The sequence below is a fragment of the Microbacterium xanthum genome, from assembly GCF_034531355.1.
Taxonomy (GTDB): Bacteria; Actinomycetota; Actinomycetes; order Actinomycetales; family Microbacteriaceae; genus Microbacterium; species Microbacterium xanthum.
This window is the reverse complement of sequence record NZ_JAWHUE010000003.1, coordinates 346,275-369,290: the sequence shown is the minus strand read 5'-3', so window position 1 is coordinate 369,290 and position 23,016 is coordinate 346,275. Positions and strand designations below refer to the sequence as shown.

Annotated in this window: 27 protein-coding genes; 10 read left to right on the top strand and 17 right to left on the bottom strand. The window is 68.9% G+C overall.

The window, feature by feature from the left end; translation table 11 throughout:
- Window positions 1-2: 2 nt before the first annotated feature.
- Genes RZO50_RS11835 through xseA form a run of 7 tightly spaced genes read right to left on the bottom strand, consistent with a single transcriptional unit; the run spans window position 3 to window position 6,476 of the window.
- Window positions 3-659, bottom strand: coding sequence for a response regulator transcription factor (locus RZO50_RS11835; protein WP_322599929.1), 657 nt, complete (start codon window positions 657-659; stop codon window positions 3-5).
- The gene (locus RZO50_RS11830) at window positions 656-2,173 is read right to left on the bottom strand and encodes a sensor histidine kinase (RefSeq protein ID WP_322599928.1); all 1,518 of its coding nucleotides are present in this window, start codon (window positions 2,171-2,173) and stop codon (window positions 656-658) included. The genes RZO50_RS11835 and RZO50_RS11830 overlap by 4 nt, the downstream gene beginning before the upstream one ends.
- 38 nt (window positions 2,174-2,211) lie before the next feature.
- Window positions 2,212-3,606, bottom strand: coding sequence for a class II fumarate hydratase (locus RZO50_RS11825; RefSeq protein WP_322599927.1), 1,395 nt, complete (start codon window positions 3,604-3,606; stop codon window positions 2,212-2,214).
- Window positions 3,607-3,629: 23 nt separating this feature from the next.
- The gene (locus RZO50_RS11820; protein ID WP_322600030.1) at window positions 3,630-4,223 is read right to left on the bottom strand and encodes a carbonic anhydrase; all 594 of its coding nucleotides are present in this window, start codon (window positions 4,221-4,223) and stop codon (window positions 3,630-3,632) included.
- A 32-nt stretch (window positions 4,224-4,255) separates the two neighbouring features.
- Entirely contained in the window at window positions 4,256-4,894 is a 639-nt protein-coding gene (locus RZO50_RS11815) for a DUF4245 domain-containing protein (RefSeq protein WP_322599926.1), read from the bottom strand.
- Window positions 4,894-5,139 carry an exodeoxyribonuclease VII small subunit gene (locus RZO50_RS11810; protein ID WP_322599925.1) on the bottom strand — a complete coding sequence of 82 codons (246 nt, stop codon included), beginning with the start codon at window positions 5,137-5,139 and terminating at the stop codon, window positions 4,894-4,896. Before RZO50_RS11810 ends, RZO50_RS11815 begins: the two co-directional genes overlap by 1 nt.
- On the bottom strand, window positions 5,136-6,476 hold the full coding sequence (gene xseA / locus RZO50_RS11805; protein ID WP_322599924.1) for an exodeoxyribonuclease VII large subunit: 1,341 nt from the start codon (window positions 6,474-6,476) through the stop codon (window positions 5,136-5,138). Before xseA ends, RZO50_RS11810 begins: the two co-directional genes overlap by 4 nt.
- A gap of 88 nt (window positions 6,477-6,564) precedes the next feature.
- Between xseA and RZO50_RS11800 the strand changes: the two genes are divergently transcribed.
- Together RZO50_RS11800 and RZO50_RS11795 are read left to right on the top strand one after the other, a co-directional pair.
- Window positions 6,565-7,599, top strand: coding sequence for a 4-hydroxy-3-methylbut-2-enyl diphosphate reductase (locus tag RZO50_RS11800; protein ID WP_416211602.1), 1,035 nt, complete (start codon window positions 6,565-6,567; stop codon window positions 7,597-7,599).
- On the top strand, window positions 7,596-8,195 hold the full coding sequence (locus RZO50_RS11795) for a DUF6264 family protein (protein ID WP_322599923.1): 600 nt from the start codon (window positions 7,596-7,598) through the stop codon (window positions 8,193-8,195). The genes RZO50_RS11800 and RZO50_RS11795 overlap by 4 nt, the downstream gene beginning before the upstream one ends.
- Window positions 8,196-8,383: 188 nt before the next feature.
- Here RZO50_RS11795 and fbaA read toward each other — a convergent pair whose 3' ends face one another.
- Entirely contained in the window at window positions 8,384-9,415 is a 1,032-nt protein-coding gene (gene fbaA / locus RZO50_RS11790; protein ID WP_322599922.1) for a class II fructose-bisphosphate aldolase, read from the bottom strand.
- A 212-nt stretch (window positions 9,416-9,627) separates the two neighbouring features.
- Here fbaA and glpX point away from each other — a divergent pair, with 212 nt between their 5' ends.
- Both glpX and RZO50_RS11780 read left to right on the top strand, forming a co-directional pair.
- Window positions 9,628-10,617, top strand: coding sequence for a class II fructose-bisphosphatase (gene glpX, locus RZO50_RS11785; RefSeq protein WP_322599921.1), 990 nt, complete (start codon window positions 9,628-9,630; stop codon window positions 10,615-10,617).
- 134 nt (window positions 10,618-10,751) lie between these two features.
- The gene (locus RZO50_RS11780; protein WP_322599920.1) at window positions 10,752-10,958 is read left to right on the top strand and encodes a UDP-N-acetylmuramyl pentapeptide phosphotransferase; all 207 of its coding nucleotides are present in this window, start codon (window positions 10,752-10,754) and stop codon (window positions 10,956-10,958) included.
- 1 nt (window position 10,959) lies between these two features.
- Here RZO50_RS11780 and RZO50_RS11775 read toward each other — a convergent pair whose 3' ends face one another.
- Window positions 10,960-12,288 (bottom strand): DNA recombination protein RmuC, encoded by a 1,329-nt coding sequence (locus tag RZO50_RS11775; protein ID WP_322599919.1) that lies wholly within the window; start codon window positions 12,286-12,288, stop codon window positions 10,960-10,962.
- Window positions 12,289-12,414: 126 nt separating this feature from the next.
- On the opposite strand from RZO50_RS11775, the gene RZO50_RS11770 reads away from it, so the two are divergent.
- Window positions 12,415-12,969, top strand: a complete 555-nt coding sequence (locus tag RZO50_RS11770; RefSeq protein WP_322599918.1) for an OsmC family protein — start codon at window positions 12,415-12,417, stop codon at window positions 12,967-12,969.
- A 29-nt stretch (window positions 12,970-12,998) separates the two neighbouring features.
- On the opposite strand, the gene RZO50_RS11765 is transcribed toward RZO50_RS11770, so the two are convergent.
- On the bottom strand, window positions 12,999-13,613 hold the full coding sequence (locus tag RZO50_RS11765; protein ID WP_322599917.1) for an exonuclease domain-containing protein: 615 nt from the start codon (window positions 13,611-13,613) through the stop codon (window positions 12,999-13,001).
- 64 nt (window positions 13,614-13,677) lie between these two features.
- On the opposite strand from RZO50_RS11765, the gene ychF reads away from it, so the two are divergent.
- From ychF to RZO50_RS11750, 3 genes are all read left to right on the top strand, one after another.
- Window positions 13,678-14,751, top strand: coding sequence for a redox-regulated ATPase YchF (gene ychF, locus RZO50_RS11760; protein WP_322599916.1), 1,074 nt, complete (start codon window positions 13,678-13,680; stop codon window positions 14,749-14,751).
- 247 nt (window positions 14,752-14,998) lie between these two features.
- Window positions 14,999-15,421: an arsenate reductase ArsC gene (locus tag RZO50_RS11755; RefSeq protein ID WP_322599915.1), complete on the top strand. Its 423-nt coding sequence runs from the start codon at window positions 14,999-15,001 to the stop codon at window positions 15,419-15,421.
- Entirely contained in the window at window positions 15,418-16,068 is a 651-nt protein-coding gene (locus RZO50_RS11750; RefSeq protein ID WP_322599914.1) for an arsenate reductase/protein-tyrosine-phosphatase family protein, read from the top strand. Before RZO50_RS11755 ends, RZO50_RS11750 begins: the two co-directional genes overlap by 4 nt.
- Window positions 16,069-16,097: 29 nt before the next feature.
- Here RZO50_RS11750 and RZO50_RS11745 read toward each other — a convergent pair whose 3' ends face one another.
- The gene (locus RZO50_RS11745) at window positions 16,098-17,093 is read right to left on the bottom strand and encodes a GTP-binding protein (protein WP_322599913.1); all 996 of its coding nucleotides are present in this window, start codon (window positions 17,091-17,093) and stop codon (window positions 16,098-16,100) included.
- Between the two features lie 79 nt (window positions 17,094-17,172).
- Here RZO50_RS11745 and ykgO point away from each other — a divergent pair, with 79 nt between their 5' ends.
- On the top strand, window positions 17,173-17,295 hold the full coding sequence (gene ykgO, locus RZO50_RS11740) for a type B 50S ribosomal protein L36 (RefSeq protein WP_023951906.1): 123 nt from the start codon (window positions 17,173-17,175) through the stop codon (window positions 17,293-17,295).
- Here ykgO and RZO50_RS11735 read toward each other — a convergent pair.
- The 3 genes from RZO50_RS11735 to RZO50_RS11725 all read right to left on the bottom strand — a co-directional run bounded on the left by RZO50_RS11735 (window position 17,286) and on the right by RZO50_RS11725 (window position 19,268).
- Complete coding sequence (locus RZO50_RS11735) at window positions 17,286-17,813, bottom strand: GNAT family N-acetyltransferase (protein WP_322599912.1); 528 nt, start codon at window positions 17,811-17,813, stop codon at window positions 17,286-17,288. The genes ykgO and RZO50_RS11735 overlap by 10 nt on opposite strands.
- Window positions 17,810-18,427, bottom strand: a complete 618-nt coding sequence (locus RZO50_RS11730; RefSeq protein WP_322599911.1) for a TetR-like C-terminal domain-containing protein — start codon at window positions 18,425-18,427, stop codon at window positions 17,810-17,812. Before RZO50_RS11730 ends, RZO50_RS11735 begins: the two co-directional genes overlap by 4 nt.
- 100 nt (window positions 18,428-18,527) lie before the next feature.
- A complete protein-coding gene (locus RZO50_RS11725) occupies window positions 18,528-19,268 on the bottom strand; it encodes a glucose 1-dehydrogenase (protein ID WP_322599910.1) in 741 nt (246 codons plus the stop codon).
- Between the two features lie 133 nt (window positions 19,269-19,401).
- Between RZO50_RS11725 and RZO50_RS11720 the strand changes: the two genes are divergently transcribed.
- The gene (locus tag RZO50_RS11720) at window positions 19,402-20,292 is read left to right on the top strand and encodes a metalloregulator ArsR/SmtB family transcription factor (RefSeq protein WP_322599909.1); all 891 of its coding nucleotides are present in this window, start codon (window positions 19,402-19,404) and stop codon (window positions 20,290-20,292) included.
- A gap of 190 nt (window positions 20,293-20,482) precedes the next feature.
- On the opposite strand, the gene RZO50_RS11715 is transcribed toward RZO50_RS11720, so the two are convergent.
- The 3 genes from RZO50_RS11715 to RZO50_RS11705 all read right to left on the bottom strand — a co-directional run bounded on the left by RZO50_RS11715 (window position 20,483) and on the right by RZO50_RS11705 (window position 22,998).
- Window positions 20,483-21,034 (bottom strand): type 1 glutamine amidotransferase domain-containing protein, encoded by a 552-nt coding sequence (locus tag RZO50_RS11715; protein WP_322599908.1) that lies wholly within the window; start codon window positions 21,032-21,034, stop codon window positions 20,483-20,485.
- 95 nt (window positions 21,035-21,129) lie between these two features.
- Window positions 21,130-22,653, bottom strand: coding sequence for a DHA2 family efflux MFS transporter permease subunit (locus RZO50_RS11710; protein WP_416211597.1), 1,524 nt, complete (start codon window positions 22,651-22,653; stop codon window positions 21,130-21,132).
- A gap of 144 nt (window positions 22,654-22,797) precedes the next feature.
- Window positions 22,798-22,998: a hypothetical protein gene (locus RZO50_RS11705; RefSeq protein ID WP_322599906.1), complete on the bottom strand. Its 201-nt coding sequence runs from the start codon at window positions 22,996-22,998 to the stop codon at window positions 22,798-22,800.
- Window positions 22,999-23,016: the final 18 nt, after the last annotated feature.

The following is a 23,016-nucleotide window of genomic DNA, read 5'->3' as shown; positions in this document are numbered from 1 at the left end:
AGCTACTCCCAGCGGTAGCCGGCGCCGCGTACCGTCACGATGTGGTGGGCGCCGAGCTTGCCGCGCAGATACCGCACGTACACGTCGACGACGTTGGAGCCGGGGTCGAAGTCCAGACCCCACACGTGACTGAGGAGGTGCTCCCGACTGAGGACGTGCCCGGGGCTGCGGAGGAACTGCTCGGCGAGGGCGAATTCGCGCGCGGAGAGCTCGACGTCCCGTCCGTCGACGGTGGCGCGGCGCCCGAGAATGTCGAGCGTCACGTCGCCGTGCGAGACCGAGGTCCCCGCGGGCGCGGCGTGCTCCCGCAGTCGTGACCGGATGCGGGCGAGCAGCTCGTCGAACGTGAAGGGTTTCGCGACGTAGTCATTGGCGCCCGCGTCCAGCCCGTCGACCGTGTCGCGCGTGCTGGACCGTGCCGTGAGCATGATCACCGGGACGGTCGAGCCGTGGCCGCGAAGACGTCGCAGCACCTCGAAGCCGTCCATCGTGGGCAGCCCGACATCGAGCAGGACCAGCGCGACGTCGTCGTCGAGAGCGCGCGAGAGCCCGTCTGCGCCGTCCTCGACCACGGCTGTGGCGTAGCCCGCCGCCTCCAGGCCGCGCCTCACGAACGAAGCGATGCGCGCCTCGTCTTCGATGATGAGGATCAGGGTCACGATGTGGCCTCTCTTTGCAGGATGTCTCCGGCGCGCACCGGGGCGGGCAGCTCGGAGGCGGGGGAGGGCAGGTGGATGGTGAAGGTCGCCCCGCCCCCGGAGGTATCGGTCACGAGGCAGTGGCCCCCGTGGCCCTTGGCGATCGCGTCGACGATCGCCAGGCCCAGTCCCGAGCCTCCCACGGCGCGGGCTCCGTGCGCTCGATCGAAGCGCCGGAAGATCCGATGGCGTTGCGCGCGGGGGATCCCCGGCCCGTGATCGCGCACCCAGAGGCGAGCACCCGAGGGCTCCAGGGTGCTGCCGATCTCGATCGGAGTGCCCTCGGGGGTGTACTTGGCGGCGTTGTCAGCCAGCTGCAACCAGGCCTGGAGCAGGCGATCCTCGTCGCCGACGACCTTGCCCCGCGCGGTGTGCTCGATGCGCCAGGGGTGACCGGGGATGACGGCGACGAGTTCACCGATGCGCGCGGTCAGGACCGCGAGGCTGATCGGCTTCATGGCGAAGTCGTCCCCCTCGACGGTCGCGAGCAGATCGATGTCGCTGACCAGGCGTGTCATCCGATCGAGCTCCGCCATGCCGATGTCGCGCGTGGCGGCGACATCGGCAGGGTCGTCGGGGTTCATCATCTCCAGATGGCCACGGACGATCGTGATCGGGGTCTTCAGCTCGTGTCGGACATCGTCGAGGAGCTGCCGTTGAACATCCACCGAGCCCTCCAACCGATCGAGCATCTCGTTCACCGTCCGCGTCATATCGGAGATATCGTCGTTGCCCTGCGGGTTCAGGCGAGGGGAGAGGTCGGCCAGTGTGATGGTGCCTGCCGCGTCGCGCAGGTGACGGATGGGGGAGAGGAGGCGGCCTGCCACGAACCAGGCGACGAATCCGATCGCCACGACGACCGCGACGGCCACGATCCCGAACGTGATCATCGAGGCGATCACCGGCTGCAACTCCGCATCCAGGTCCACCGCCCGGACGTAGACACCCGAGGCCGGGTCGTCCTCGAGCTCGACCGGGATGGCGATGTAGCGCAGGGTGCCCCGTTCGGTGGAGACCGTCCCCAGAACGGTGCGTCCGGATTCTTCGACGTCGGTCAGGACGGCCTCGACGAGCGCGCTGTCGTCGGCGATGTCGAATCCCGACAGCGTGGTGGGTCGAAACTGCACCTCGCCGTCGACGATCGCCGCCGAGCCCTCGTTGCGCGCGGGAACGAGCCGTGCGACGGCCGTCTGCAGGTACTCCTCCACGGAGGCGAAGTCCTCCAGCAGCAGGTCATCGCCGGATCCGGTGTCATCCACGGACGGACCACCGCCGAGGGCCTCGTCGGTGGTCACCGCGACGGTGCGAAGTTGTTCCACCTGCGTGCGGAGACGCTCGTCGACGGCGCTCAGCGTCCGCTCCCGCTGTGCGAGGAAGGTGACGCCGCCCACCACGACGAGACCGACCGCCGCAACGGTGACGATCGCGCCGAGGATGCGTGCCCGCGCCGAGAGCGGACGTGAGAGGGAGGGCATGCCCCGATTATCGCGCCGAGGGGACTCGGCGGTCACGATCAGCCGGGATGGGTCATCGAGAGAAGATCGAGCTTCTCGTCAAGCTGCTCGATCGAGATGTCGCCCCGCTCGACGTAGCCCAGCGCGATCACGGCTTCGCGCACCGTCACGCCCTCCGCGACCGAGTGCTTGGCGATCTTGGCGGCAGCCTCGTAGCCGATGAGCTTGTTCAGCGGGGTCACGATCGACGGGGACATCCCGGCGAACGCCGCGGCACGCTCCTCGTTGGCCGTCAACCCGTCGATCGTCTTGTCGGCGAGCAGTCGGCTGGCATTGGCCAGGAGCGAGATCGAGTCGAGAAGCGCGGTGCCCATGACGGGGATCGCCACGTTGAGCTCGAACGATCCGCTCGCACCCGCCCACGCGATGGTCGCGTCGTTTCCGATGACCCGCGCGCACACCATGAGGGTCGCCTCGGGGACGACCGGATTCACCTTGCCCGGCATGATCGACGAACCCGGCTGCAGGTCCGGGATGTGCAGTTCGCCGAGGCCGGTGTTGGGTCCCGACCCCATCCACCGCAGATCGTTGTTGATCTTCGTCAGGGATACGGCCACGGTGCGCAGCGCGCCGGAGGCCTCGACCAGCGCGTCCCGGGCGCCCTGGGCCTCGAAGTGATCCTTCGCCTCGGTGATGGGCAGTTCGGTGTCGGCGACGATGAGCTCGAGCACCTTCTGCGGGAACCCGAGCGGCGTGTTGATGCCCGTGCCGGTCGCCGTGCCACCCAATGGGACCTCCGCGACGCGCGGGATGACGGCCTGCACCCGCTCGATCCCGAGACGGATCTGGCGTGCATAGCCGCCGAACTCCTGTCCGAGAGTGACCGGCGTCGCATCCATGAGATGTGTACGGCCGGACTTCACGACGTCCTTCCACTCCTCGGCCTTGGCCTCGAGGGCGACGGCGAGATGGTCGAGACCTGGGATGAGGTCGTCGATGATCTCCTGCGTCGCGGCGATGTGGACCGAGGTCGGAAAGACGTCGTTCGAGGACTGCGAGGCGTTGACATGGTCGTTGGGGTGCACCGGCGAACCGAGCGAGCGGGTCGCGAGGGTGGCGAGCACCTCGTTCATGTTCATGTTGGTGCTCGTGCCACTACCGGTCTGATAGACGTCGATCGGGAACTGATCGATGTGGGCTCCGGCGATGATCTCGTCCGCCGCGCCGGCGATGGCATCGGCGATGGCGTCGTCGAGGGTGCCGAGCGACTTGTTCGCCAGGGCGGCGGCCTTCTTGATGCGTGCGAGGGCGACGATCTGTGCCGGCTCGAGCGGGTCTCCCGAGATCGGGAAGTTCTCCACGGCGCGCTGGGTCTGCGCGGCGTAGAGGGCGTTCTTGGGCACGCGCACCTCGCCCATGGTGTCGTGCTCGATGCGGTACTCGGTGTCGGTCACGTCGTCGTTCCTCCCGTTGCTGTTCAGGCGCCTTCGACGCCCACGATGGTGTCGGGCACGGCCGTGCCCTCGGACAAGCGGTAATTCGCGCTGACCACGCCGACCTTGCCGGCCGCGACAGCGTCACTGATCAGCTCACTCGAGTGGAGCAGCTCTCCGACGGTCGCCCGGAGGTGCTCGCGGCCGACGGCTTCGGGATCGAGCGGAGCGCCGGGACGGGACTGCTGCAGACGACGCGCGGCGGGGACGATCGGCGCGACCTGGCGCCAGATGCGCGGGGGGAGGGGAGCGGCGTCGGCGGCCGTGCTGTCCATGGCCGCCTTCACCGCGCCGCACGCGTCGTGTCCGAGCACGACGATCAGCGGGACCTCCAGAACGGCCACGGCGTACTCGAGGCTGCCCACGACCGAGTCGGAGATGACCTGTCCGGCGTTGCGAACGACGAAGAGGTCGCCCAGTCCCTGATCGAAGATGATCTCCGCGGAGAGCCGGGAGTCGGAACACCCGAACAGGGCCGCGACCGGCTTCTGCGCGGCGGCGAGCTCGTTGCGCCGCTCGACGTCCTGTCGCGGGTGCTGCGGCTCGCCCGCGACGAACCGTCGGTTTCCCGCGGCCATCTCATGCCATGCCTGTGTGGGAGTGGGTGCACTCACGATTCCTCCTGAAGCTCGCGGATCTGATCGGCGACCGATGCGGCAGCCTGGCGGAGGCTCGCCTCGTCACTGTCGCCGTAGATCAGCACGACGTCCGGTCCCGCCTGGGCCGCCAGGCCCTGGGTGATGTTGCCCGTCTCGCCGGCGCCGGATACGTCGTAGCGATCCCAGGTGATGCCGTCGATGGTCTCGGTTCCCTCGATCTCGGCTCCTCGCAGCACTCGCGAGGCCCACGCGTCGTCGGCGTCGAAGCCCTGCTCGACGCGGAGGTATCCCCGTCCGGATTCGGGCACGTACACGATCGTCCACGCCCGAACCGCGTCCTCGGCGTCGACCAGTGCACTGTTGACCCGCCACGTGTCCGGCAGATCGGGGACGATCAGGTCTGCGTCGTCGCCGGACTCGACCTTCGCGGCCGTCTCAGCGACATCGACGTCGGTGGCGGGAAGGTCGCCCCGGGGGACGGCGAGGATGATCACCGCCACGATGCCGAGGGTCACGAGCAACGCCACGACGAGGTTTCTGACCGTCTTGCTCGACCGGTATGCGGCCGAGGACGCAGCCTTGCGTTCTGCGGTCTCGCCGGGGGTCTCGGGTCGGCCGAGCTCGGCGACGACCCGAGGCGGGCGGGCCATCACGAGGCGTCGCCCGAGGTGTCGTCGGAGGCATCGGCGCGAGCGGCGTCGAGACGGCGCTTGGCACCGAGCAGCCACTGCTCGCACCGCTCCGCCAGCGCTTCTCCGCGTTCCCAGAGCCGCAGCGACTCCTCGAGCGTCGGCGCACCCTGCTCGAGCTGCGCGACCACGCTCACGAGCTCGTCGCGCGCGTCTTCGAACGACAGATCCGCGACGTCGGCGGCGGGTCCGGTCGTGTCGGTCATGAGTCCATCCTAAGCGCGGGCGTGGGGTGTTCCATCGGGTCTTCGTCGACGAGGGCGGGCCTCGCCGAAACCCTCGACGGGCCCTCCGACCGCGCTGCGAACGACCCGGATCCCACCGTGATCGACACCGCGGTGCCGGCGGGCGCCTGCGTGGCGGCCCGGACGATCGACCCGTCGTCGAGGTGGGCGATCGCGTATCCCCGCGCGAGCGTGGATTCGGGCGAGAGCGCGCGCAGCGACGCCCGCAGCTCCGCTGCGCGGCGGCGCTGGGCGTCGAGGCGGCGCTCGATCGTCTCGCGGCCGCGCGACACCTGGACCCACAGATGATGGGAGTGGGTGTCCAGCATGCTCTCCGGGGCGCGCAGGACCGGGCGTGAGCGCAGATGCTCCAGCTGGCTGATGTCATGCGAGACGCGCTGCGTGAGGCGGCCGGTCAGCCGCGCGCGCAACTGGGACACCACGGCTCGCTGCTCGGCGACATCGGGAACGATCCGCTTGGCCGCGTCGGTCGGAGTGGATGCGCGCAGGTCGGCGACGTCGTCGAGCAATGGTCTGTCGTTCTCGTGTCCGATCGCGCTGACGATCGGTGTGCGGGCCTCGGCCACGGCGCGCAGAAGCCGCTCGTCACTGAATCCGAGCAGGGTCTGCGGGTCCCCTCCGCCTCGGGCGATCACGATGACATCGACCTCGGGGTCGGCATCCAGGGCCCGGAGTGCCGCGATGGTCTCCGGGACGCATCGGTCGCCCTGCACCGCGGCGTGCCGGGTGCGGAACCGCACCTGAGGCCAGCGCAACTCGGCATTGCGGTGAACGTCCTTCTCGGCGTCGGAGCGTTCGCCCGTGATCAGTCCGATCATGTGCGGGAGGAACGGGAGAGCGCGCTTGCGCTCCGCGTCGAACAGGCCCTCGGTGCGCAGCTGGGCGCGCAGTCGCTCGATCCGTTCCAGCTGCTCTCCGAGGCCCACCTGGCGCAGTGAGGAGACGCCGAAGCTGAAGTCGCCGGTCCGTGAGTAGTAGTCGGCCTTGACGCAGGCGACCACGTGGTCTCCGACGGCGAACTCACCGCGCATCCGCTGTCGTACCGACGACCACAGGCGCACCGACACGGTCGAATCGGTCGTGAGGTCCTTGATGCGGCCGTACACGTTGCCGCCTCGCACGTTCCAACTGGTGATCTCGCCTTCGACCCACACCGAGCCCCAGCGCTCGATGAAACCCCGGATGGTGTCGTTCAGCCGCCCGACCGATGTCGGCGCGGACGACGTGGAGTCACGCGGCGCGACCGCGTCAGGAGGAGGCGCCTGCCCGGGGGTGGGCTCGGCCTCGAAGGAGGTCATCCGGTCCTTTCTTGGCGCTGGGCGCCCGTTCAGGCCGCGACCGTAGAATCGAGGGGTGATCACGTCCGCGCCCGCTGTGGCTGTCAGCCTGCCGGTTCCGCGCGTGCCCGGGCGGCGAGACCGGCTTCAGGATATCGCGGTGGTCGGACGCAAGCGGGTGCTGCTGGCGGCGCCCCGTGGATACTGCGCGGGTGTGGATCGTGCCGTGGTCGCGGTCGAGAAGGCGTTGGAGCGCTACGGCGCGCCGGTCTACGTGCGCAAGGAGATCGTCCACAACAAGCACGTCGTCCGCGAGCTCGAGCAGCGCGGTGCGGTCTTCGTCGACGAGGTCGACATGGTGCCGTCGGGCGCACACGTCGTCTTCAGCGCCCACGGTGTCTCACCGGCCGTCGTCGCCGGGGCCGCCGATCGCGGTCTGCAGGCGATCGATGCCACGTGCCCGCTCGTGACGAAGGTCCACCGAGAGGCGGTGCGCTTCGCGCGGGACGACTACCGGATCCTCCTCATCGGCCACGAGGGGCACGAGGAAGTGGAAGGGACCGCGGGGGAGGCCCCCGAACACGTCACCCTGGTGACCTCCCCCGAACACGCCGACACGGTCGAGGTCTCCGACCCGTCGAAGCTCGTGTGGCTGTCGCAGACGACGCTGTCGGTGGACGAGACGATGGAGACGGTGCGTCGCCTGCGTGAACGCTTCCCGCAGCTGCAGGATCCGCCCTCGGACGACATCTGCTACGCGACCCAGAACCGGCAGGTCGCGATCAAGAAGGTGGCCCGGGACGCCGACCTGGTGATCGTGGTGGGTTCGGCCAATTCGTCCAACTCGGTGCGATTGGTCGAGGTCGCCCTCGAGTACGGTGCGACGGCCGCCCACCGGATCGACTACGCGGACGAGATCCGTCAGGAGTGGCTCGACGGCGTTGAGACGATCGGGGTCACCAGTGGCGCCTCGGTGCCCGAGGTGCTGGTCGAAGAGGTCCTCGCCGACCTCGCCCATGCCGGCTACGGGGAGGTCGAAGAGGTGCGCACCGCGGAGGAGGACCTCATCTTCTCGCTGCCGAAGGAACTGCGCGGCGATTCCGGCCCGCGCGGAGGCCGCGCGCCCGGACGGAGCGAGGCATGAGTCAACCCGACCAGGGCGGTGCTCGCCCGAGACCGCAGTTCGGCGAGTACGCCACGGCGGAGGAGCAGCGACGTCGCATCCAGCAGCCCGACGCCACATGGGCGCTCGAGAGCGGCCGACAGGCCGTCGCCGAGCCGGCGCCGATGGCCGACGCGCCACCGCCCGGCCCGCCGACACCGGAAGCCGAGGACGACCCCGCCCGGAGCGAGCAGACGCGTCGACGTCGTTTCGTCGACCGTGTCATCACGATGGGTTTGCTCGTCTACGGCCTGATCAACGTCGTGTCGAGCATCCCCCTGTTCACCGACTACGGGGCCTATGCCGAGACGCTGTTCGACATGATGGGCATCGACGCGGCCCTCAGCGATCCCGAGGGGGCGCGGATCTGGGGTCTTGCAGCCGCGATCGTGCTCGGGCTCGGGTGGTTGCTGACGGCGGTGACATCCTGGGCGAGCCTCAGGCGTGGCCGCGCGAGCTGGTGGATCCCGCTGGTCGGGGCACTCGTCTTCTCCTTCGCCAGCGGCATCCTGCTGACCGTGCCGCTGTTTCAAGACCCGGCGGTGTGGGACGTGCTCGTCTCCGGCGCGAGCGGCTGAACCCGCGCTTCCCACTCCGCGCCCGTCGATGGTCTCCCGCCCGCCGGCACCAACTCAGGCTGCGTGCGGAATCCGCAGCGCCGTGGGCCTCTCTCGGCCTGCTTGGCCTGAGTTCGTGCATGGCGAGGCCGATAGACAAAGACGGATGCCCCGCGCCCTTCCGGGCGCGGGGCATCCGTCGAGCGGCGTCAGGCGCCGAGGCTCTTGCCGTGCGAACCCAGCTGGCGGGTCGCCTCCACGACACGGGCGGCCATCGCGGTCTCGGCGACCTTGCCCCATGCGCGCGGGTCGTACTGCTTCTTGTTGCCGACCTCGCCGTCGACCTTCAGGACTCCCTCGTAGTTGGAGAGCATGTAGCCGGCGACCGAGCGGGTGAAGGCGTACTGCGTGTCGGTGTCGATGTTCATCTTGACGACACCGTTGGCCACGGCCAGGGCGATCTCCTCATCGGTGGATCCGCTGCCGCCGTGGAACACCAGGTCCAGCGGCTTCGCGCCGGTGCCGAACGCGGCGGCGATGCCCTCCTGGATCTCACCGAGCAGCTCGGGACGAAGCTTGACGTTGCCCGGCTTGTACACACCGTGCACGTTGCCGAAGGTCAGCGCCGAGATGTAGCGGCCCTTCTCGCCGAGCCCGAGCGTCTCGACGGCCTTCGTGACGTCCGCGACGGTCGTGTAGAGCGCATCGTTCGAGCCCTCGTGCTTCACACCGTCTTCCTCACCGCCGACGACACCGATCTCGACCTCGAGGATCGAGTTGATGTTCTTCATGCGGGGAAGCAGCTCGGCAGCGATCTCGATGTTCTCGTCGAGCGGCACGGCCGAGCCGTCCCACATGTGCGACTGGAAGATCGGGTCTCCGCCGGCCTTGACCTGCTCTTTCGACGCCTCGAGGAGGGGCAGCACGAAGGAGGGCAGCGCATCCTTGGGGCAGTGGTCGGTGTGCAGTGCGACGGTGATCGGGTAGCTCTTGGCGACCTCGGTGACGTAGCGGGCGAACGCCAGAGCGCCCGCGGCGCGATTCTTCACGGTGTGGCCGGCGAAGTAGTCGGCGCCGCCCGTGGTGACCTGGATGATGCCGTCCGAGCCTGCCTCGGTGAGGCCCTGCAGCACGGCGTTGATGGTCTGCGAACTCGAGACGTTGATCGCGGGATACGCGAACCCGCCCGCCTTCGCGCGGTCCAGCATGTCGGCGTACTGATCGGGAGTGGCGACGGGCATGAGTGCTCCTTCGTGACGGGGTCGACGCTTCGAGTGTAACGATGACGGCGGTCGCTGCTCGGCGGCGTGTGGTGGTGGACCGCGTCAAGATCTCGGCCTGCCCTCGAGATCGGACTCCGGATTTCGGCGCTCGCGAAAGAACGGGGAATCCTTCGCCTCCATCGGTCGTGATTTCCGCCATTCTTCATGAGCGCCCTGGGTAGGGTCGAGCCATGGTGAGTCTTACCGGCGACATGAGCCCCCTCCACCCCGATCGCAACCTCGCTCTCGAGCTCGTGCGAGCTACCGAGGCGGCGTCGATCCGCGCCGTGCCGTTCATCGGCCGCGGGCGCAAAGAGGATGCCGACGGCGCGGCCGTCGACGCGATGCGGGCGTTTCTGACGACGGTGAATTTCGACGGCACGATCGTGATCGGCGAGGGGGAGAAGGACAACGCTCCGATGCTGTTCAACGGCGAGCGGGTCGGGAACGGTCGTGGTCCGCAATGCGACGTCGCGGTCGATCCGATCGACGGAACGTCCTTGACCGCGGCCGGGCGCAACAACGCGCTTTCGGTGATCGCGGTCGCCGACCGGGGCTCGATGCTCGATGCGTCGAGCGTGTTCTACATGGACAAGCTCGTGACCGGCCCGGCCGGCGTGGGGGTCGTCGACATCCGGCTGCCGATCGGGGAGAACATCCGACTGTTGGCCGAAGCCCTCGGGAAGCCTGTCGACGAGATGGTGGTCTCGGTGCTCCACCGGCCCCGCCACGAGAAGCTGATCGAGGAGATCCGGCAGGCGGGGGCTGGTACGCGTCTGATGAGCGACGGCGACGTGGCGGGCGGCATCAACGCCGCGCGGCACAACGCACGCACCGACATGTGCGTCGGCGTCGGGGGAAGCCCGGAGGGTATCGTCACGGCGTGCGCGATCAAGGCGCTCGGCGGCCACATCCAGGGCCGCCTCTGGCCGCGGGACGACGACGAGAAGCAGAAGGGCGCCGATGCCGGTCTGAAGACGGACGGTCACGTCTACGAGGCCGACGACATGGTCAGGGGCAAGAACACGATCTTCGTGGCCACCGGTGTCACCGATGGGCAGCTCGTGGCCGGCGTGCGACGCGAGGGCGGGTACGTCTACACCGAGAGCGTCGTCCTGCGCGGTGCATCGGGAACGCTCCGTCGAATCTCTTCCGAACACCTGACCTCGAAGTGGCTGTGACGATCGGAGGGTGCTGAGTCGGCGGGAGTCGAGATCGTGATCGGTATGTGACCGGCCTCCCAGCATCGCTGTGGGACACTGGAGCCGTCCGTCAGCGGAGACGCCGAACCTTCAACCCAGCGAGGGAGATCTCGATGTCCGCCACCAGCGGCACCACCACGCAGACCGGCGCGCAGGCCGTCGTCGCAGATGCGACCGACCCGGCGCGCCGCCCCGACGTACTCTTCCGGGTCCGTCGCGAGGAGGGGCAGCAGCCGTCCGCGTGGTGGATGATCGGGGCTTTCATCGGTGTCTCGGCAGCCGTCATCGTGCTGCTCAGCTTCGTTCCCGGCGGGGCCTGACCTACCGCGCCACCTCGTCGCTGCGTTCAGGCCACGGCTCGTCCCGCGCCGCCTCCTCGCCGACGGGATCATCCAGTCGTCGGCGCACGGCATCCAGGTCGGCACCGGATGGGGGAAGAAGCTCCTCGGCGGTGACGCGACGTGGCCCGTTCTCGATGAGAGCCGGCGCGGTCGCCGCGTCGAGCTTGGTCTCATCGATTCCCGGGAACCGTCGGGCGGTGACGAGGACGCGCGATTCCAGCGATCCGATCAGTCCGTTGTAACTGTCGATGGTGCGCTCGATCGCGCGCCGGAGATCGTCGGCGTGGCCGGAGAGCGTCGACAGTCGTGCGTAGAGCTCGTTGCCGAGATCGAACAGACGGCGTGCATCTTCGGACACGTTCTGCTGCGTCCACGTGAACGCAACCGTCTTCAACACGGCCCAGAGGTTCACCGGCGAGGCCAGTGCCACGCGCCGGCCGAACGCGTACTCCAGCAGGGTCGGGTCTGTCTCCAGCGCCGCGGCGAGCAGGGCCTCGCTCGGGATGAAGCACACCACGAACTCCGGGCTGGATGTCAGTCCCGCCCAGTACTGCTTCTTCGCAAGGGCATCGACGTGTGCACGCACCGCCTTCACGTGAGCGCGGAGGAGCGTCCCGCGCCGCGCGGCTTCCTCTCCGACCGCGGTGAGCGGTATCGAGCTGGCCTCGAGGTACGCGTCGAGCGGGACCTTCGCATCGACGGCGATCGCCTTGTCTCCGGGGAGTCGAACCACCATGTCCGGCCGCCCCGCCCCCGCGTCTGAGCGGATCGACTCCTGGAGGTCGAAGTCCACGTACCGCGTGAGGCCGGCCGCCTCGACGACACGTCGCAGCTGCGTCTCGCCCCATACGCCCCGTGTGCTGCCGGAGCGCAGCGCTCCGGCGAGTGCTTCGGTTGTGGCGCGCAGCTGCTCATCGGATTGCTGTGAGCGGCGCAGTTGCTCGGCGAGCGACCCGAATTGGTGGTGCCGGTCCCTCTCGAGCTCGTCGACCTTCGCCTGCATCGTCTGCAGCGTCTCGCTCACCGGTGCCAGGGCGCGGAGCACCGCCTGCTCACGCCGGTCGCGTTCTTCTCGTGCGGCCTGATCGGATCTCGCCTGCGCCGTCAGATCGCGGTACAGCGTTCGCTGGTGGTCCAGCTCGGATGCGAGGCCGGCCTTCGCGGCCTCGCCGGCGGCGACCTTGGATCGCAGCTCGGTTAGCTCTGGGTGCGCGCGGGCGGCGCCGCGTGCCGTGCCCGCCGCCCACCCGAGCAGGAGTCCGGCGGCCAGCGCCGCGAGAGCGAGAAGAGGGGGGAGCAGCACGTCCATGTCGTCACTCTGCCGCACCCCTCCGACACGAACGGTCGGCACGCTGATGTGACGGCGTGTGACGGACGATGACCGCTCGTGTCGGGTGACGGTGCACGCCGCCGCCGGCACCCGTACGGTCTCCCCATGACTCTCCTCACCGACGCAGCCCGTCCCGCACCCGTCGACGCCGACGACCGAAGCGCCCGTCTCGTCGGGGCGGGCACGGCCTGGAACGACCGCATCGACGCCGACCGTGCCGCCGCGCACCTGACCTACCGTGTGCACGGCACCGGCGAGGGTGCCGTGGCCACGCGGATCAGCGCCGGGCGACACGACTTCTTCGTCGACGAACCCGCGGCTCTTGCCGGCGACGACGTCGCAGCCAGCCCGGTCGAGTACGCTCTGGGCGCCCTGATCTCGTGTCAGGTGGTGGTGTATCGCCTGTACGCGAACGCGCTCGGAATCCCCTTCGACGACATTTCGATCACCGCGACGGGGCGACTCGACGCGGCGCGGCTGTTCGGCAAGGACGACCAGGTGCGTGCGGGGTTCCAGTCGATCGAGCTCGACGTGCGTGTCAGCGGCACGGAGACACAGGAACGGTACGACCATCTGGCGTCGGTCGTCGACGCGCATTGCCCGGTCTTGGACCTCTTCTCCAACCCGACCCCGGTGACCTCGACGGTCTCGAGGGTCTGACAGACGGTCGTCGCGGTCTGTTCGGGGGATCAGGCTGCGACGACGGCGGCCTCTCGGGTCGCCGGACTCGCCGAGGCGGCCACGATCTGCGATACCCGCACGCCGGTCGCCTCGGCGAGTCCCTCGATGTCGTCGCTGCCGGTGCGACGTGCCGCATCGATCATGACGTGTGCGCAGGCCAAGGCGTCAGCCGTTGCGTCGTGGTGCAGGAAGTCGGCGAACCCGGCTTCGGCCGCGACGGACGGCAGACGGTAGGAATCGAGCGTGTAGACCCGGCGCGCCACATGCAGACTGCATGCATAGCGGTAGGGGGGACAGGCATCCCCGGTCGCTTCGCAGGCGCGCTTGATGACCGCCATGTCGAAACCGGCGTTGTGGGCGACGAGCACGTCGTCGCCGACGAAGGCGGCGATATCGGCGAGCTGGGCGCTCCAGGAGAGGGCGCCGGCGACGTCACCTGCGGTGATCCCGTGGATGCGGGTGTTCACCTCGAAGAAGGCGTCGTGACCGGCGGGTGGCCTGATCAGCCAGCCGGTCGCGGCGACGATCTCGCCGGCGCGCACCCGCACCAGCCCCACGGCACAGGCCGACGCGCTGCTCGAATTCGCCGTTTCGAAGTCGATCGCGGTGAAATCCAGTGCCACGACCTCAGGATCTCCCGTGCGCGCCGTGCGTGCGGGCAGGCGCGCCGCCGTAGACTGGACTCCCGTGGCTCTCACCATCGGAATCGTCGGACTCCCGAACGTCGGCAAGTCGACTCTCTTCAACGCGCTGACCAAGAACCAGGTGCTCGCGGCGAACTACCCGTTCGCCACGATCGAGCCCAACGTCGGGGTGGTGAATCTGCCCGATCCGCGTCTGGACCGCCTCGCCGAGATCTTCAAGAGCGAGCGCATCCTGCCTGCGACGGTCTCGTTCGTGGACATTGCCGGGATCGTGCGCGGAGCGAGCGAGGGAGAGGGGCTGGGCAATCAGTTCCTCGCGAACATCCGCGAAGCGGATGCGATCGCCCAGGTCGTCCGCGGCTTCGCCGACGACGACGTCGTCCACGTCGACGGTGAGGTGAATCCGGCCAGCGACATGGAGACGATCAACGCCGAACTCCAGCTCGCCGATCTTCAGACCCTCGAGAAGGCGATCCCGCGCTTCGAGAAGGAGGTCAAGGGGAAGAAGACGGACCCGGCGGTCCTCGCCGCCGCGGTGGCGGCGAAGGAGGCGCTGGATGCCGGCGCGCTTCTTTCGGGATCGGGTCTCGATCTCGCCCCCATCGGGGAGCTGGGTCTGCTGACCTCGAAGCCCTTCATCTTCGTCTTCAACGTCGACGAGGGTGTGCTGACCGACGATGTCCGCAAGGCCGAGCTGGCGGCCCTGGTCGCCCCCGCGCAGGCGGTGTTCCTCGACGCGAAGATCGAGTCCGAACTCATCGAGTTGGACGCGGAGGACGCGGCGGAGATGCTCGCCGCGACCGGCCAGGAGGAGTCCGGACTCGATCAGCTCGCGCGCATCGGGTTCGACACGTTGGGACTGCAGACGTATCTGACGGCGGGCCCGAAGGAGGCGCGCGCCTGGACGATCCCCCAGGGTGCCAAGGCCCCGCAGGCGGCGGGCGTCATCCACACCGACTTCGAAAAGGGCTTCATCAAGGCCGAGGTCATCTCCTTCGACGACCTCGTCGAGTGCGGGTCGGTCCTCGAAGCGCGTTCGCGCGGCAAGGCCCGCCTCGAGGGCAAGGAGTACGTCATGCAGGACGGCGACGTGGTGGAGTTCCGCTTCAACAACTGAGTCAGGCACGCCGGCCGAACGCGCGTCGTCGCGGTGCGGGCGGGACGATCGAAGCGAAGGATCCGACCTCTGTGAGGGGTGCGTCGGCGACGTCTCCGGCGCGGCCGACGACGCCGGTCCGAATGCCGTGGCAGGCCGCGCCGGTGATCGATCAGTGAGCTTCCTCGTGGCGGCACGAGGTCTTCTCAAAGCATAGATAGTGGTCTATGCTTTGAGAAGACCATTCACCGACACCCGAGGAGTCTCCATGGCCGACAAGCTGACCGTCCTGTTCGTCTGCGTCCACAACGCCGGCCGGTCGCAGATGGCCGCCGGCTATCTGCGCGAGCTGGGTGCCGGGCGCATCGAGGTGCTCTCGGCGGGGTCAGCACCCAAGGACCAGATCAACCCGGTGGCCGTCGAGGCGATGGCCGAGGAGGGTATCGACATCGCCGAGAACACCCCCAAGGTCCTCACCGTCGAGGCGGTCAAGGAGTCGGATGTCGTCATCACGATGGGCTGCGGTGACGCGTGCCCCATCTTCCCCGGCAAGCGCTACGAGGACTGGGAACTCGACGATCCGGCCGGCCAGGGCATCGAGTCGGTGCGGCCCATCCGGGACGAGATCCGCACCCGCGTCGAAGCGCTGATCGCCGACCTGCTCGAGGATGCAGAAGAGGGCGCGGCGTGAGCGGCGTCCACGGCCAAGACGCGCTGCTGTCGGCCGACGCCGTCCTGCACCGCGCGGCGGAGCGGCTCGCTCACCGCTTCGACGGCATGGTCAACCCGGAGACGGTCGATCGTGTGGTGTTCGAGTCCTACGCGGCGCTCGGCCGGACCGCGGTGGTCAAGACCCATCTTTCTTCCCTCGCCGAGCGCTTCGCGTTGGATCGCCTGACGGCGCTCGCGCAGTCGAAGGGTGTCCTCGCCAAGCCGGTCCCCGAGGTCCTCTACGTGTGCGTCCAGAACTCCGGCCGCTCGCAGATGGCGGCCGCCCTCACGCGCCATTTGGCGAAGGGACGCGTGCACGTCCGCTCCGCCGGATCGAACCCGTCGGGCGTGGGGATCCTTCCCGCGGTCGTGACGGTCCTCGAGGAGATCGGCGTCGAGGTGGGGGAAGAGTTCCCCAAGCCCCTCACCGACGACGTGGTGCGCGCCGCCGACGCGGTGGTCACGATGGGGTGCGGCGACGCGTGCCCGCTCTACCCCGGCAAGCGCTACCTCGACTGGCACCTGGCGGATCCGGCCGAGTTGGACATCGACGGCGTGCGCGCCGTCCGTGATGAGATCCGCGCCCATGTGGAAGAGCTGCTCAGCGAGGTGTCGCCGGCAGTCTGACCTCGCGGCAGCCGAGCGGGACGGCGGCGTCAGCTGCCGGTCTCGTCGATCGTCGCCGGCCACGGGGGGAGCGGGTCCGGCAGCTGCTCCCAGGCGGTCGGCCCCGCGGCCAGTTCCGCGTCGGTGAGGGCGGCGTCGTCGAAGCGGCGTGTCAACTCGGCGACATCGAGGTCGATCCCGGTGAATGCGATCTCCTGAACGGTGGTGCGCCACCCTTCGTCCGCCTCGAGGGGGTCCAGCCACATCGCCGACCCCGCCTGCTCCCATCGCGCCAGAACCCCCGGTCGAGTGGCGAGTCGGCAGAATCCCACCGAGCGCACGAGCGTGCCACACGTGCCGGCATCGATCACGTCGAGCTGGTGCGCCAGGCGCGCCGGGTGGAACGGGCGTAGCTGCTCGTAACGGACGGTAACCACGCGGGGGTCGCGCATGAAGGGCGTGTGTTCGTCATTGAGGGCGTGGACCCACCCGGCGCGCTCACGCCATGCCGGCCCCGGAGGGCTCTCGGCCAGTGCCCGCAGATCCTCGGTCGCGCTGCGGGAGAGTCGGATGCGCGCTGTGGGGTTCAGGTGCGACACGACGGCCATCATGACCGACAAGCGGGAGGTCTCGACGCCCTCCCAGTCGATGAAGACCACGAGCGACGCGCACTCGACGAGATGTGCGGCGTGTCGGGCGCGCGCGCCGACGTCGCCGCGGTCGTCCTGCGCGTGCGCCGGAGGGGCCAGTGCGCTGCGGTCGCGCAGGTCGTCGAGGAGGCGGCGCGCGTCGACGATGCACACGACCTCGCCGGCGACGGCGTCGAGCAGCGGGGGGAGGTCGGCGTCGGTCGGCGTGTCGACGACGATCGTGTCACCGCTGTCTCGGGCCCGGGTGATCGTGTGTTCGAGGAGGCGGTCGCGTTCGTCGCGCGGCAGTGCGGAGGCTGTGATGACCGGCTGTGCGAGGGCGACGGAGATCTCGCCCGCATAGCGACGACGCGCCGGCGCGCACAGGCCCGTGGTGAGGACGGTCCGTCGCTGCATGGAGTCTCGCTTCCGTTTGCGGGGGCAGGGCCGCCACTCTAGCCTAGAATGAAAATCATTCTCAACAGAAAGGACCGCCATGAAGGTGCGCGCGTCGATCAAGTCCCTCAAGAACCAGCCCGGTGCGCAGGTCGTGCGTCGCCGGGGGCGCGTCTACGTCATCAACAAGCTGAACCCGCGTTTCAAGGGCCGTCAGGGCTGAGTACCGGCGCGTCGACGCAGGGCTGTGCTGAGCGCAGCGAGCTCGTCTCCAGCGAGGCGCTGTGTCGTCCACTCGTCCATGGGCGCGGCTCCCAGCGAGCGGTAGAAGGCGATCGACGGCGCATTCCAGTCGAGCACGGTCCATTCCAGACGTGCGTACCCGCGTTCGCGGCACAACGCCGCGAGGGAGGCGATGAGCGCCGTGCCGAAGCCTCGTCCCCGCTCGCTCTCACAGACGAAGAGGTCCTCGAGCCAGATGCCGTGCGTGCCGGTCCACGTGGAATAGGTGAGGAACCATACGGCGATGCCCACGATCAGGCCGTCGCGTTCGACCACGTGGGCGAAGGCCTTCGGGTCGGGGCCGAAGAAGGTGTCGGCGATCATCTCGGTGGTGTTGCGGACCGCGTCGCGCTCGCGTTCGTACGCGGCGAGCTGGTGGATGCAGTCGAGCAGGCCCGCCTCGTCGCCGGGTCGCGCGGGGCGCAGCACGGCGCCGTGGGGCAGGGAGTGCGGGTTCACCGCCCCAGATTAGTGGGTCGGCCCGCGCGCGGGTTCGGCCACCAGCCGGGCATGAGCGTGGAGATGCGATCCGCCGCCGCCTCGGCGTCGGTCTCCTGCGAGTCGACCCACGCCTCGAGAACACCGACGAAAGCGCCGGCGATGAAGGCTGCGGCCTCCTCGCCCGCGTGGTCCGAGGTCGGCGCGCCCGCGACGCCCTGACGGCGGAAGACCTGCACGGCTTTCCGAGCCTGCGGACGCATGACCGCTCCGAGGGCGCCGGCGAGGGAATCGTGGGCGTCGGAGCCGAACAGGGCGCGATACAGCCCGCGGTCGGCGGCGACGAACGTGAGGACATCGCGCAACGAGTCCCGGTACCGGCGGGCGGCCTCGTGCGGTGACTCCGCGTCGGGTGCGATCGTGACGGTCGTCAGCTCGCCGACGTCGGCCGCGAACGTCGTGATGGCGAGTTCGCGCACGCTCCCGGCGTGTCGATAGAACGTCGTGCGGTGCACGCCCGCCTCCTGGCAGAGAGCCGACACCGAGATCTCGGCCAACGGAACGGTGCGGACGAGGCGGTGGAGCGTGCCGGTCAGAAGGGTGCGACTGCGGACGAACCGCGGATCCTCCCGCATCGGCTCTCCCCTCTCGCCTGACCGGGCGCCCGCCTCGCTCCCCAGGCTAGCCGGAGCGCGGGGGCGCGATGGCGAGAGCCGACCGCGTCCCCGCTCCGGTTCAGGATTCGTAGTGGGACAGCCCCGCCGTCTCGCCGCCGTCCGCGACGAATTCGGAGCCGGTGGAGAAGCTCGACTCGTCCGACGCGAGGAACAGGATCATGTTCGACAGCTCGATGGGCTCGCCCACGCGGTGGAGCGCGACATGGTTCTGCGGTGTCTCCAGCGCTTCGGTCATGGGTGTGCGGATCACACCGGGGTGAACCGAGTTGACGCGGATGTTGTACTTCCCGAGGTCGAGGGCGGTGCTCTTCGAGAGCCCGCGGACACCGAACTTCGCAGCGTTGTACCCCGGAAGCGCCTCGTAGCCCTGCAACCCCGCGGTCGAGGAGATGTTGATGATCGATCCGCTCTCGCGCTGCTTCATCGCATCGATGACGGCCTTGGTGCCGTAGAAGACGCCGGTGAGGTTGATCGCGATGATCTTGTCCCAGTCCTCGAGCGAGTACTCCTCGATGGAACCGAAGTTGGCGATCCCCGCGTTGTTGACCAGGACGTCGAGGCCGCCGAAGGCCTCGACCGCCCGCGCGACCGCTGCCTGCCACTGGTCGAAGTCGGTCACGTCGAGGTGGACGTAGCGGGCTGCGTCACCGATGTCGGCGGCGAGCGCCTCGCCTTCCTCGTCGAGGATGTCGGCGATGACGACCTTCGCCCCCTCGGAGGCGAGGAGTCGAGCGTGCGACGCTCCCATTCCCCGGGCGCCACCGCTGATGAGAACGACCTTGTCTTGTACGCGTGCCATGTCTGCACCTTTCTCTCTTCGTTGAGGCTCGGGTCTTCGGCTGACGTCACGAACCCACTTCTAATCTACAGCTGTCGCATAGAGCCCGGGCCGGATCGAAAGGGCGAGACCCCGCAGAGATAGACTGAGGTCTATGGATCCCGCACTCGAGGTCGAACAGCGTCGTCTCGCTGTGCTCGCGGACCCGACGCGATCGCGGATCCTGCGCTTGATCCGGGATCGCGCCGACCAGCGCGCGCTGGTGGGCGAGCTCGCCGGTGCGCTGGAACTGACCCAGCCGACCGTGAGTCACCATATGAAGTCCCTCCTGGCGGAGGGCTTCGTCGTCCGCGAACCGGAGGGCCGACGCGTCTGGTACGCGATTGCGCCCGATGAGTACGACCGGGTCTCCGCGTTCCTCGGGGGGAGCGCTTCGGCCGACCCCGACGTGGACCGTATCGTCGACGACCTCGCGCTGCGTTTCCGAGGCGTCTTCGCCGCGGAAACGGTTCGATCGATCGTGGCGGACAGCCTGGAGCTCCTGCGACGCGACGGTGCCGCCACGCCGTACCTGGCTTCCCGGACGGCTGCGTTCGCCTCCTCGAGGCTCGACGCGCTCGCCCGCGCCGCCGGGGAGCCGGACGACACCCCGGAGGTGCTCTTCGTCTGCGTCCAAAACGCCGGGCGCTCGCAACTGGCCGCGGGGATCCTCCGTCACCTCGCCGGTGATCGCGTACGTGTGGCGACGGCCGGGTCCGAACCGGCGACCGAGGTGCGTTCGACGATCGTGGCCGCGCTGGATGAGATCGGCGTGCCCGCGACCGGCGACTTCCCCAAACCGCTCACCGACGAGGCCGTGCAGGCGGCGAGCGTGGTCATCACCATGGGATGCGGTGATGCGTGCCCGGTGCTGCCCGGCCGCCGCTACCTCGACTGGGCCCTGGACGATCCGGCGGGCCTGCCCCTGTCAGAGGTGCGCGGGATCCGCGACGAGATCGCCCGGCGTGTGCGCGACCTCTACGCCGAGCTGGTGCCGACGGCCTGAGGACGCGGTTAGCATCGGGGGATGGCGACATCGAACACCCCGACCCCCGAGGTCGACGACAAGAAGCTCCTCACGACCATCCAGACCGAGTCACAGGGCTCCTGCTGCGGCGGGAGCGCGTGCGGCGGCGAGTGATGCAGATGTGAGAAGGACCTGTGCGGTCACCGGTCCTTCTCACATCCGGTGAGGATCACACGGTCTGACCCGCGTGCCGTCCCTCGGCGATCTCCTCGACCGTCTTGGCGTTGAAAGCGGGAAGATCGTCGGGGGTCCGGCTGGAGGTCAGACCCTGGTCCACGACGACCTCCTCGTCGACCCACGTCGCACCCGCATTCCGCAGATCGGTCTTCAGGCTGGGGTAGCTGGTGAGCGTCCGTCCCTGGAGGACTCCGGCGTCGGCGAGGATCCATGCCCCGTGGCAGATCACCGACACGGGCTTATGGCTCTCGAAGAAACCGCGGACGAAGTGCACCGCGTCCTCGTCCATCCGGAGGTGATCGGCGTTCACGACGCCTCCGGGGAGGACCAGGGCGTCGAAATCGCCCGTATCGGCGCGACCGACGGCCAGGTCGACGGCCTGCTCGTGGCCGTTCTTGCCCGTCACGGACCCCTCCGCGGGAGAGACCAGCACTGCCGTCGCCCCCGCATCGGTCACGGCCGCCCAGGGGCTGGTGAGTTCGCTGTCCTCGAAGCCGTCGGTCAGGAGGAAGGCGACCTTCGTGCCATCGATGTTCTCGGTCACGGTATGACTCCCTCCGGTCGGTGGGCCTCCACGGTAGGAGGACCCGGCAACCGCTGCCGAGGGGTTGCCGACCGGGGCGGAGGCCGCTACCGACCTCAGTGAGCCGATGGCGCGGGACCCTCACCGTCGTCGGCCGGCTTGCGGATGAAGAACGCGCCGACGATGAGGGTCAGGGAGACGACCGCGGCGATCAGGAACGCTGCACGGGTCCCGGCGGCCCCCGCGGCGATCTCCTCCACACCGGCGTCCATCGCGGACGTTTGCACGCCGGACATCACCGCGACCAGGAGGGCGATGCCGGCCGCCCCGCCGACCTGCTGCATCGTGCTGACGACCGCGGACCCGTAGGAGTAGTAGCGGCGCGGGAGGGAAGCCAACGACGCCGTGAACAGCGGCGTGAAGGACATCGCCAATCCGAGCGACAGAGCGGTCTGCGCGATGAGGATCATCCAGATCGACGTGTTCTGATCGAAAGTGGTGAACATCCACAGCACCCCCGACGCGATCACAGAGCCGGGAAACAGCAGCACCCGCGGGCCGAACCGGTCGTAGATGCGGCCGACGACGGGCCCGGCCAGGCCCATCAGGAGCGCGCCGGGGAGTACCACGAGCCCGGTGACCGATGCGGAAACCTGCAGAACATTCTGCATGTAGAGCGGGATGATCGTGATCGCGCCGAAGAACGACACCGACAGCAACCCGAACTGCGCGACCGACAGGGAGAAGTTGCCCGAGCGGAAGACCCGCAGATCCAGCAGCGGCACGCCGCGGGTCTGCAGGGCGATCTGCCGCCACGCGAAGAGAGCGAGGGACACGACCCCGATCGACAGCGAGACGATCAGCGTCGTCGTCGCCTGCGCGCCCGCCGCCTCCTCCGCGGCGGAACCGCCGTGCGCGGCTGCGCCGCCGATCTGGCTGAGTCCGTACACGACGCCGCCGAATCCGAAGGCCGACAGGACGACCGACAGGGCATCGATGGGTTCGTGGATCGTCTCGCCGATGTTGCGGATCCAGATGGCGCCGACGGCGAGGGCGGCCAGGGCGATCGGGAGGACGATCCCGAAGATCCATCGCCAGCCGAGCGTGTCCAGCAGGACCCCGGACATCGTGGGTCCGATGGCCGGGGCCAGCGCGATCACCATGCTGACGCGACCCATCATGCGCCCCCGTGCATGCGGGGGGACGACGTTCATGATGGTGGTCATCAGCAACGGCATCATGATCGCCGTGCCCGACGCTTGGACGATGCGGCCCACCAGGAGCACCGCGAATCCTGGGGCCACGAGGGCGATGAGCGTCCCCAGGGAGAACAGGCTCATCGCGGCGATGAACATCGCCCGCGTCGGGAAGCGTCGCAGCAGAAACCCGGTGATGGGGATCACGACCGCCATGGTGAGCATGAAGGCCGTCGTCAGCCATTGCGCCGCGACCGCCGTGATGTCGAGATCGGTGATGAGGTGCGGGATCGCGACGCTCATCGTCGTCTCGTTGAGGATGGCGACGAATGCCGCCGCCAGCAGCAACCAGATGACGCGGTTGCCGTCAGCGGACACGGTGCCGCCCTCGGGGCGCGGGACAGAGGCGCTCCCCGTCGAAGGGGTCACGTCGGTGGCGGCCATGGAGTCTCCGGAGGATCGGTCGCGTGAGCGAGGTCATGAAGGCGCGCACGCGCGCACAAGCGGCAGTGCCGCTCACAGGAGGCTAACGGACCCCACCGACGACGCTATTCCCGATCGCGGCCACGACCTCGAACGCGCGGGACGTCAGTCTTGCGAGGGCCGGTCTTCCCACCGCTCCGAGCCGATCGAGTCGGTCGGCGCCGGGGTCGGTTCGCGGCCTTCCCACCCGTGGGGGGTCGGGTTGACCATCTCCTCCTCGGGCACCTTCTTCAGCTCGTCGATCTCTTCGCGCAGGGCTGCGAGGTCGGATCCGTCGTGTGCGGGGTGTTCGGCGGAGGTGCTCATGGAGCCGAGCCTACCGTG

Bases quoted from the DNA above. Each gene is read 5' to 3' on its own strand.
- RZO50_RS11830 (WP_322599928.1), bottom strand. From the start codon at position 2,173: ATGCCCTCCCTCTCACGTCCGCTCTCGGCGCGGGCACGCATCCTCGGC.
- RZO50_RS11820 (WP_322600030.1), bottom strand. From the start codon at position 4,223: ATGGCCGCGGGAAACCGACGGTTCGTCGCGGGCGAGCCGCAGCACCCG.
- RZO50_RS11815 (WP_322599926.1), bottom strand. From the start codon at position 4,894: ATGGCCCGCCCGCCTCGGGTCGTCGCCGAGCTCGGCCGACCCGAGACC.
- RZO50_RS11810 (WP_322599925.1), bottom strand. From the start codon at position 5,139: ATGACCGACACGACCGGACCCGCCGCCGACGTCGCGGATCTGTCGTTC.
- xseA (WP_322599924.1), bottom strand. From the start codon at position 6,476: ATGACCTCCTTCGAGGCCGAGCCCACCCCCGGGCAGGCGCCTCCTCCT.
- RZO50_RS11795 (WP_322599923.1), top strand. From the start codon at position 7,596: ATGAGTCAACCCGACCAGGGCGGTGCTCGCCCGAGACCGCAGTTCGGC.
- fbaA (WP_322599922.1), bottom strand. From the start codon at position 9,415: ATGCCCGTCGCCACTCCCGATCAGTACGCCGACATGCTGGACCGCGCG.
- glpX (WP_322599921.1), top strand. From the start codon at position 9,628: ATGGTGAGTCTTACCGGCGACATGAGCCCCCTCCACCCCGATCGCAAC.
- RZO50_RS11780 (WP_322599920.1), top strand. From the start codon at position 10,752: ATGTCCGCCACCAGCGGCACCACCACGCAGACCGGCGCGCAGGCCGTC.
- RZO50_RS11775 (WP_322599919.1), bottom strand. From the start codon at position 12,288: ATGGACGTGCTGCTCCCCCCTCTTCTCGCTCTCGCGGCGCTGGCCGCC.
- RZO50_RS11770 (WP_322599918.1), top strand. From the start codon at position 12,415: ATGACTCTCCTCACCGACGCAGCCCGTCCCGCACCCGTCGACGCCGAC.
- RZO50_RS11755 (WP_322599915.1), top strand. From the start codon at position 14,999: ATGGCCGACAAGCTGACCGTCCTGTTCGTCTGCGTCCACAACGCCGGC.
- RZO50_RS11745 (WP_322599913.1), bottom strand. From the start codon at position 17,093: ATGCAGCGACGGACCGTCCTCACCACGGGCCTGTGCGCGCCGGCGCGT.
- ykgO (WP_023951906.1), top strand. From the start codon at position 17,173: ATGAAGGTGCGCGCGTCGATCAAGTCCCTCAAGAACCAGCCCGGTGCG.
- RZO50_RS11730 (WP_322599911.1), bottom strand. From the start codon at position 18,427: ATGCGGGAGGATCCGCGGTTCGTCCGCAGTCGCACCCTTCTGACCGGC.
- RZO50_RS11725 (WP_322599910.1), bottom strand. From the start codon at position 19,268: ATGGCACGCGTACAAGACAAGGTCGTTCTCATCAGCGGTGGCGCCCGG.
- RZO50_RS11720 (WP_322599909.1), top strand. From the start codon at position 19,402: ATGGATCCCGCACTCGAGGTCGAACAGCGTCGTCTCGCTGTGCTCGCG.
- RZO50_RS11710 (WP_416211597.1), bottom strand. From the start codon at position 22,653: ATGGCCGCCACCGACGTGACCCCTTCGACGGGGAGCGCCTCTGTCCCG.
- RZO50_RS11705 (WP_322599906.1), bottom strand. From the start codon at position 22,998: ATGAGCACCTCCGCCGAACACCCCGCACACGACGGATCCGACCTCGCA.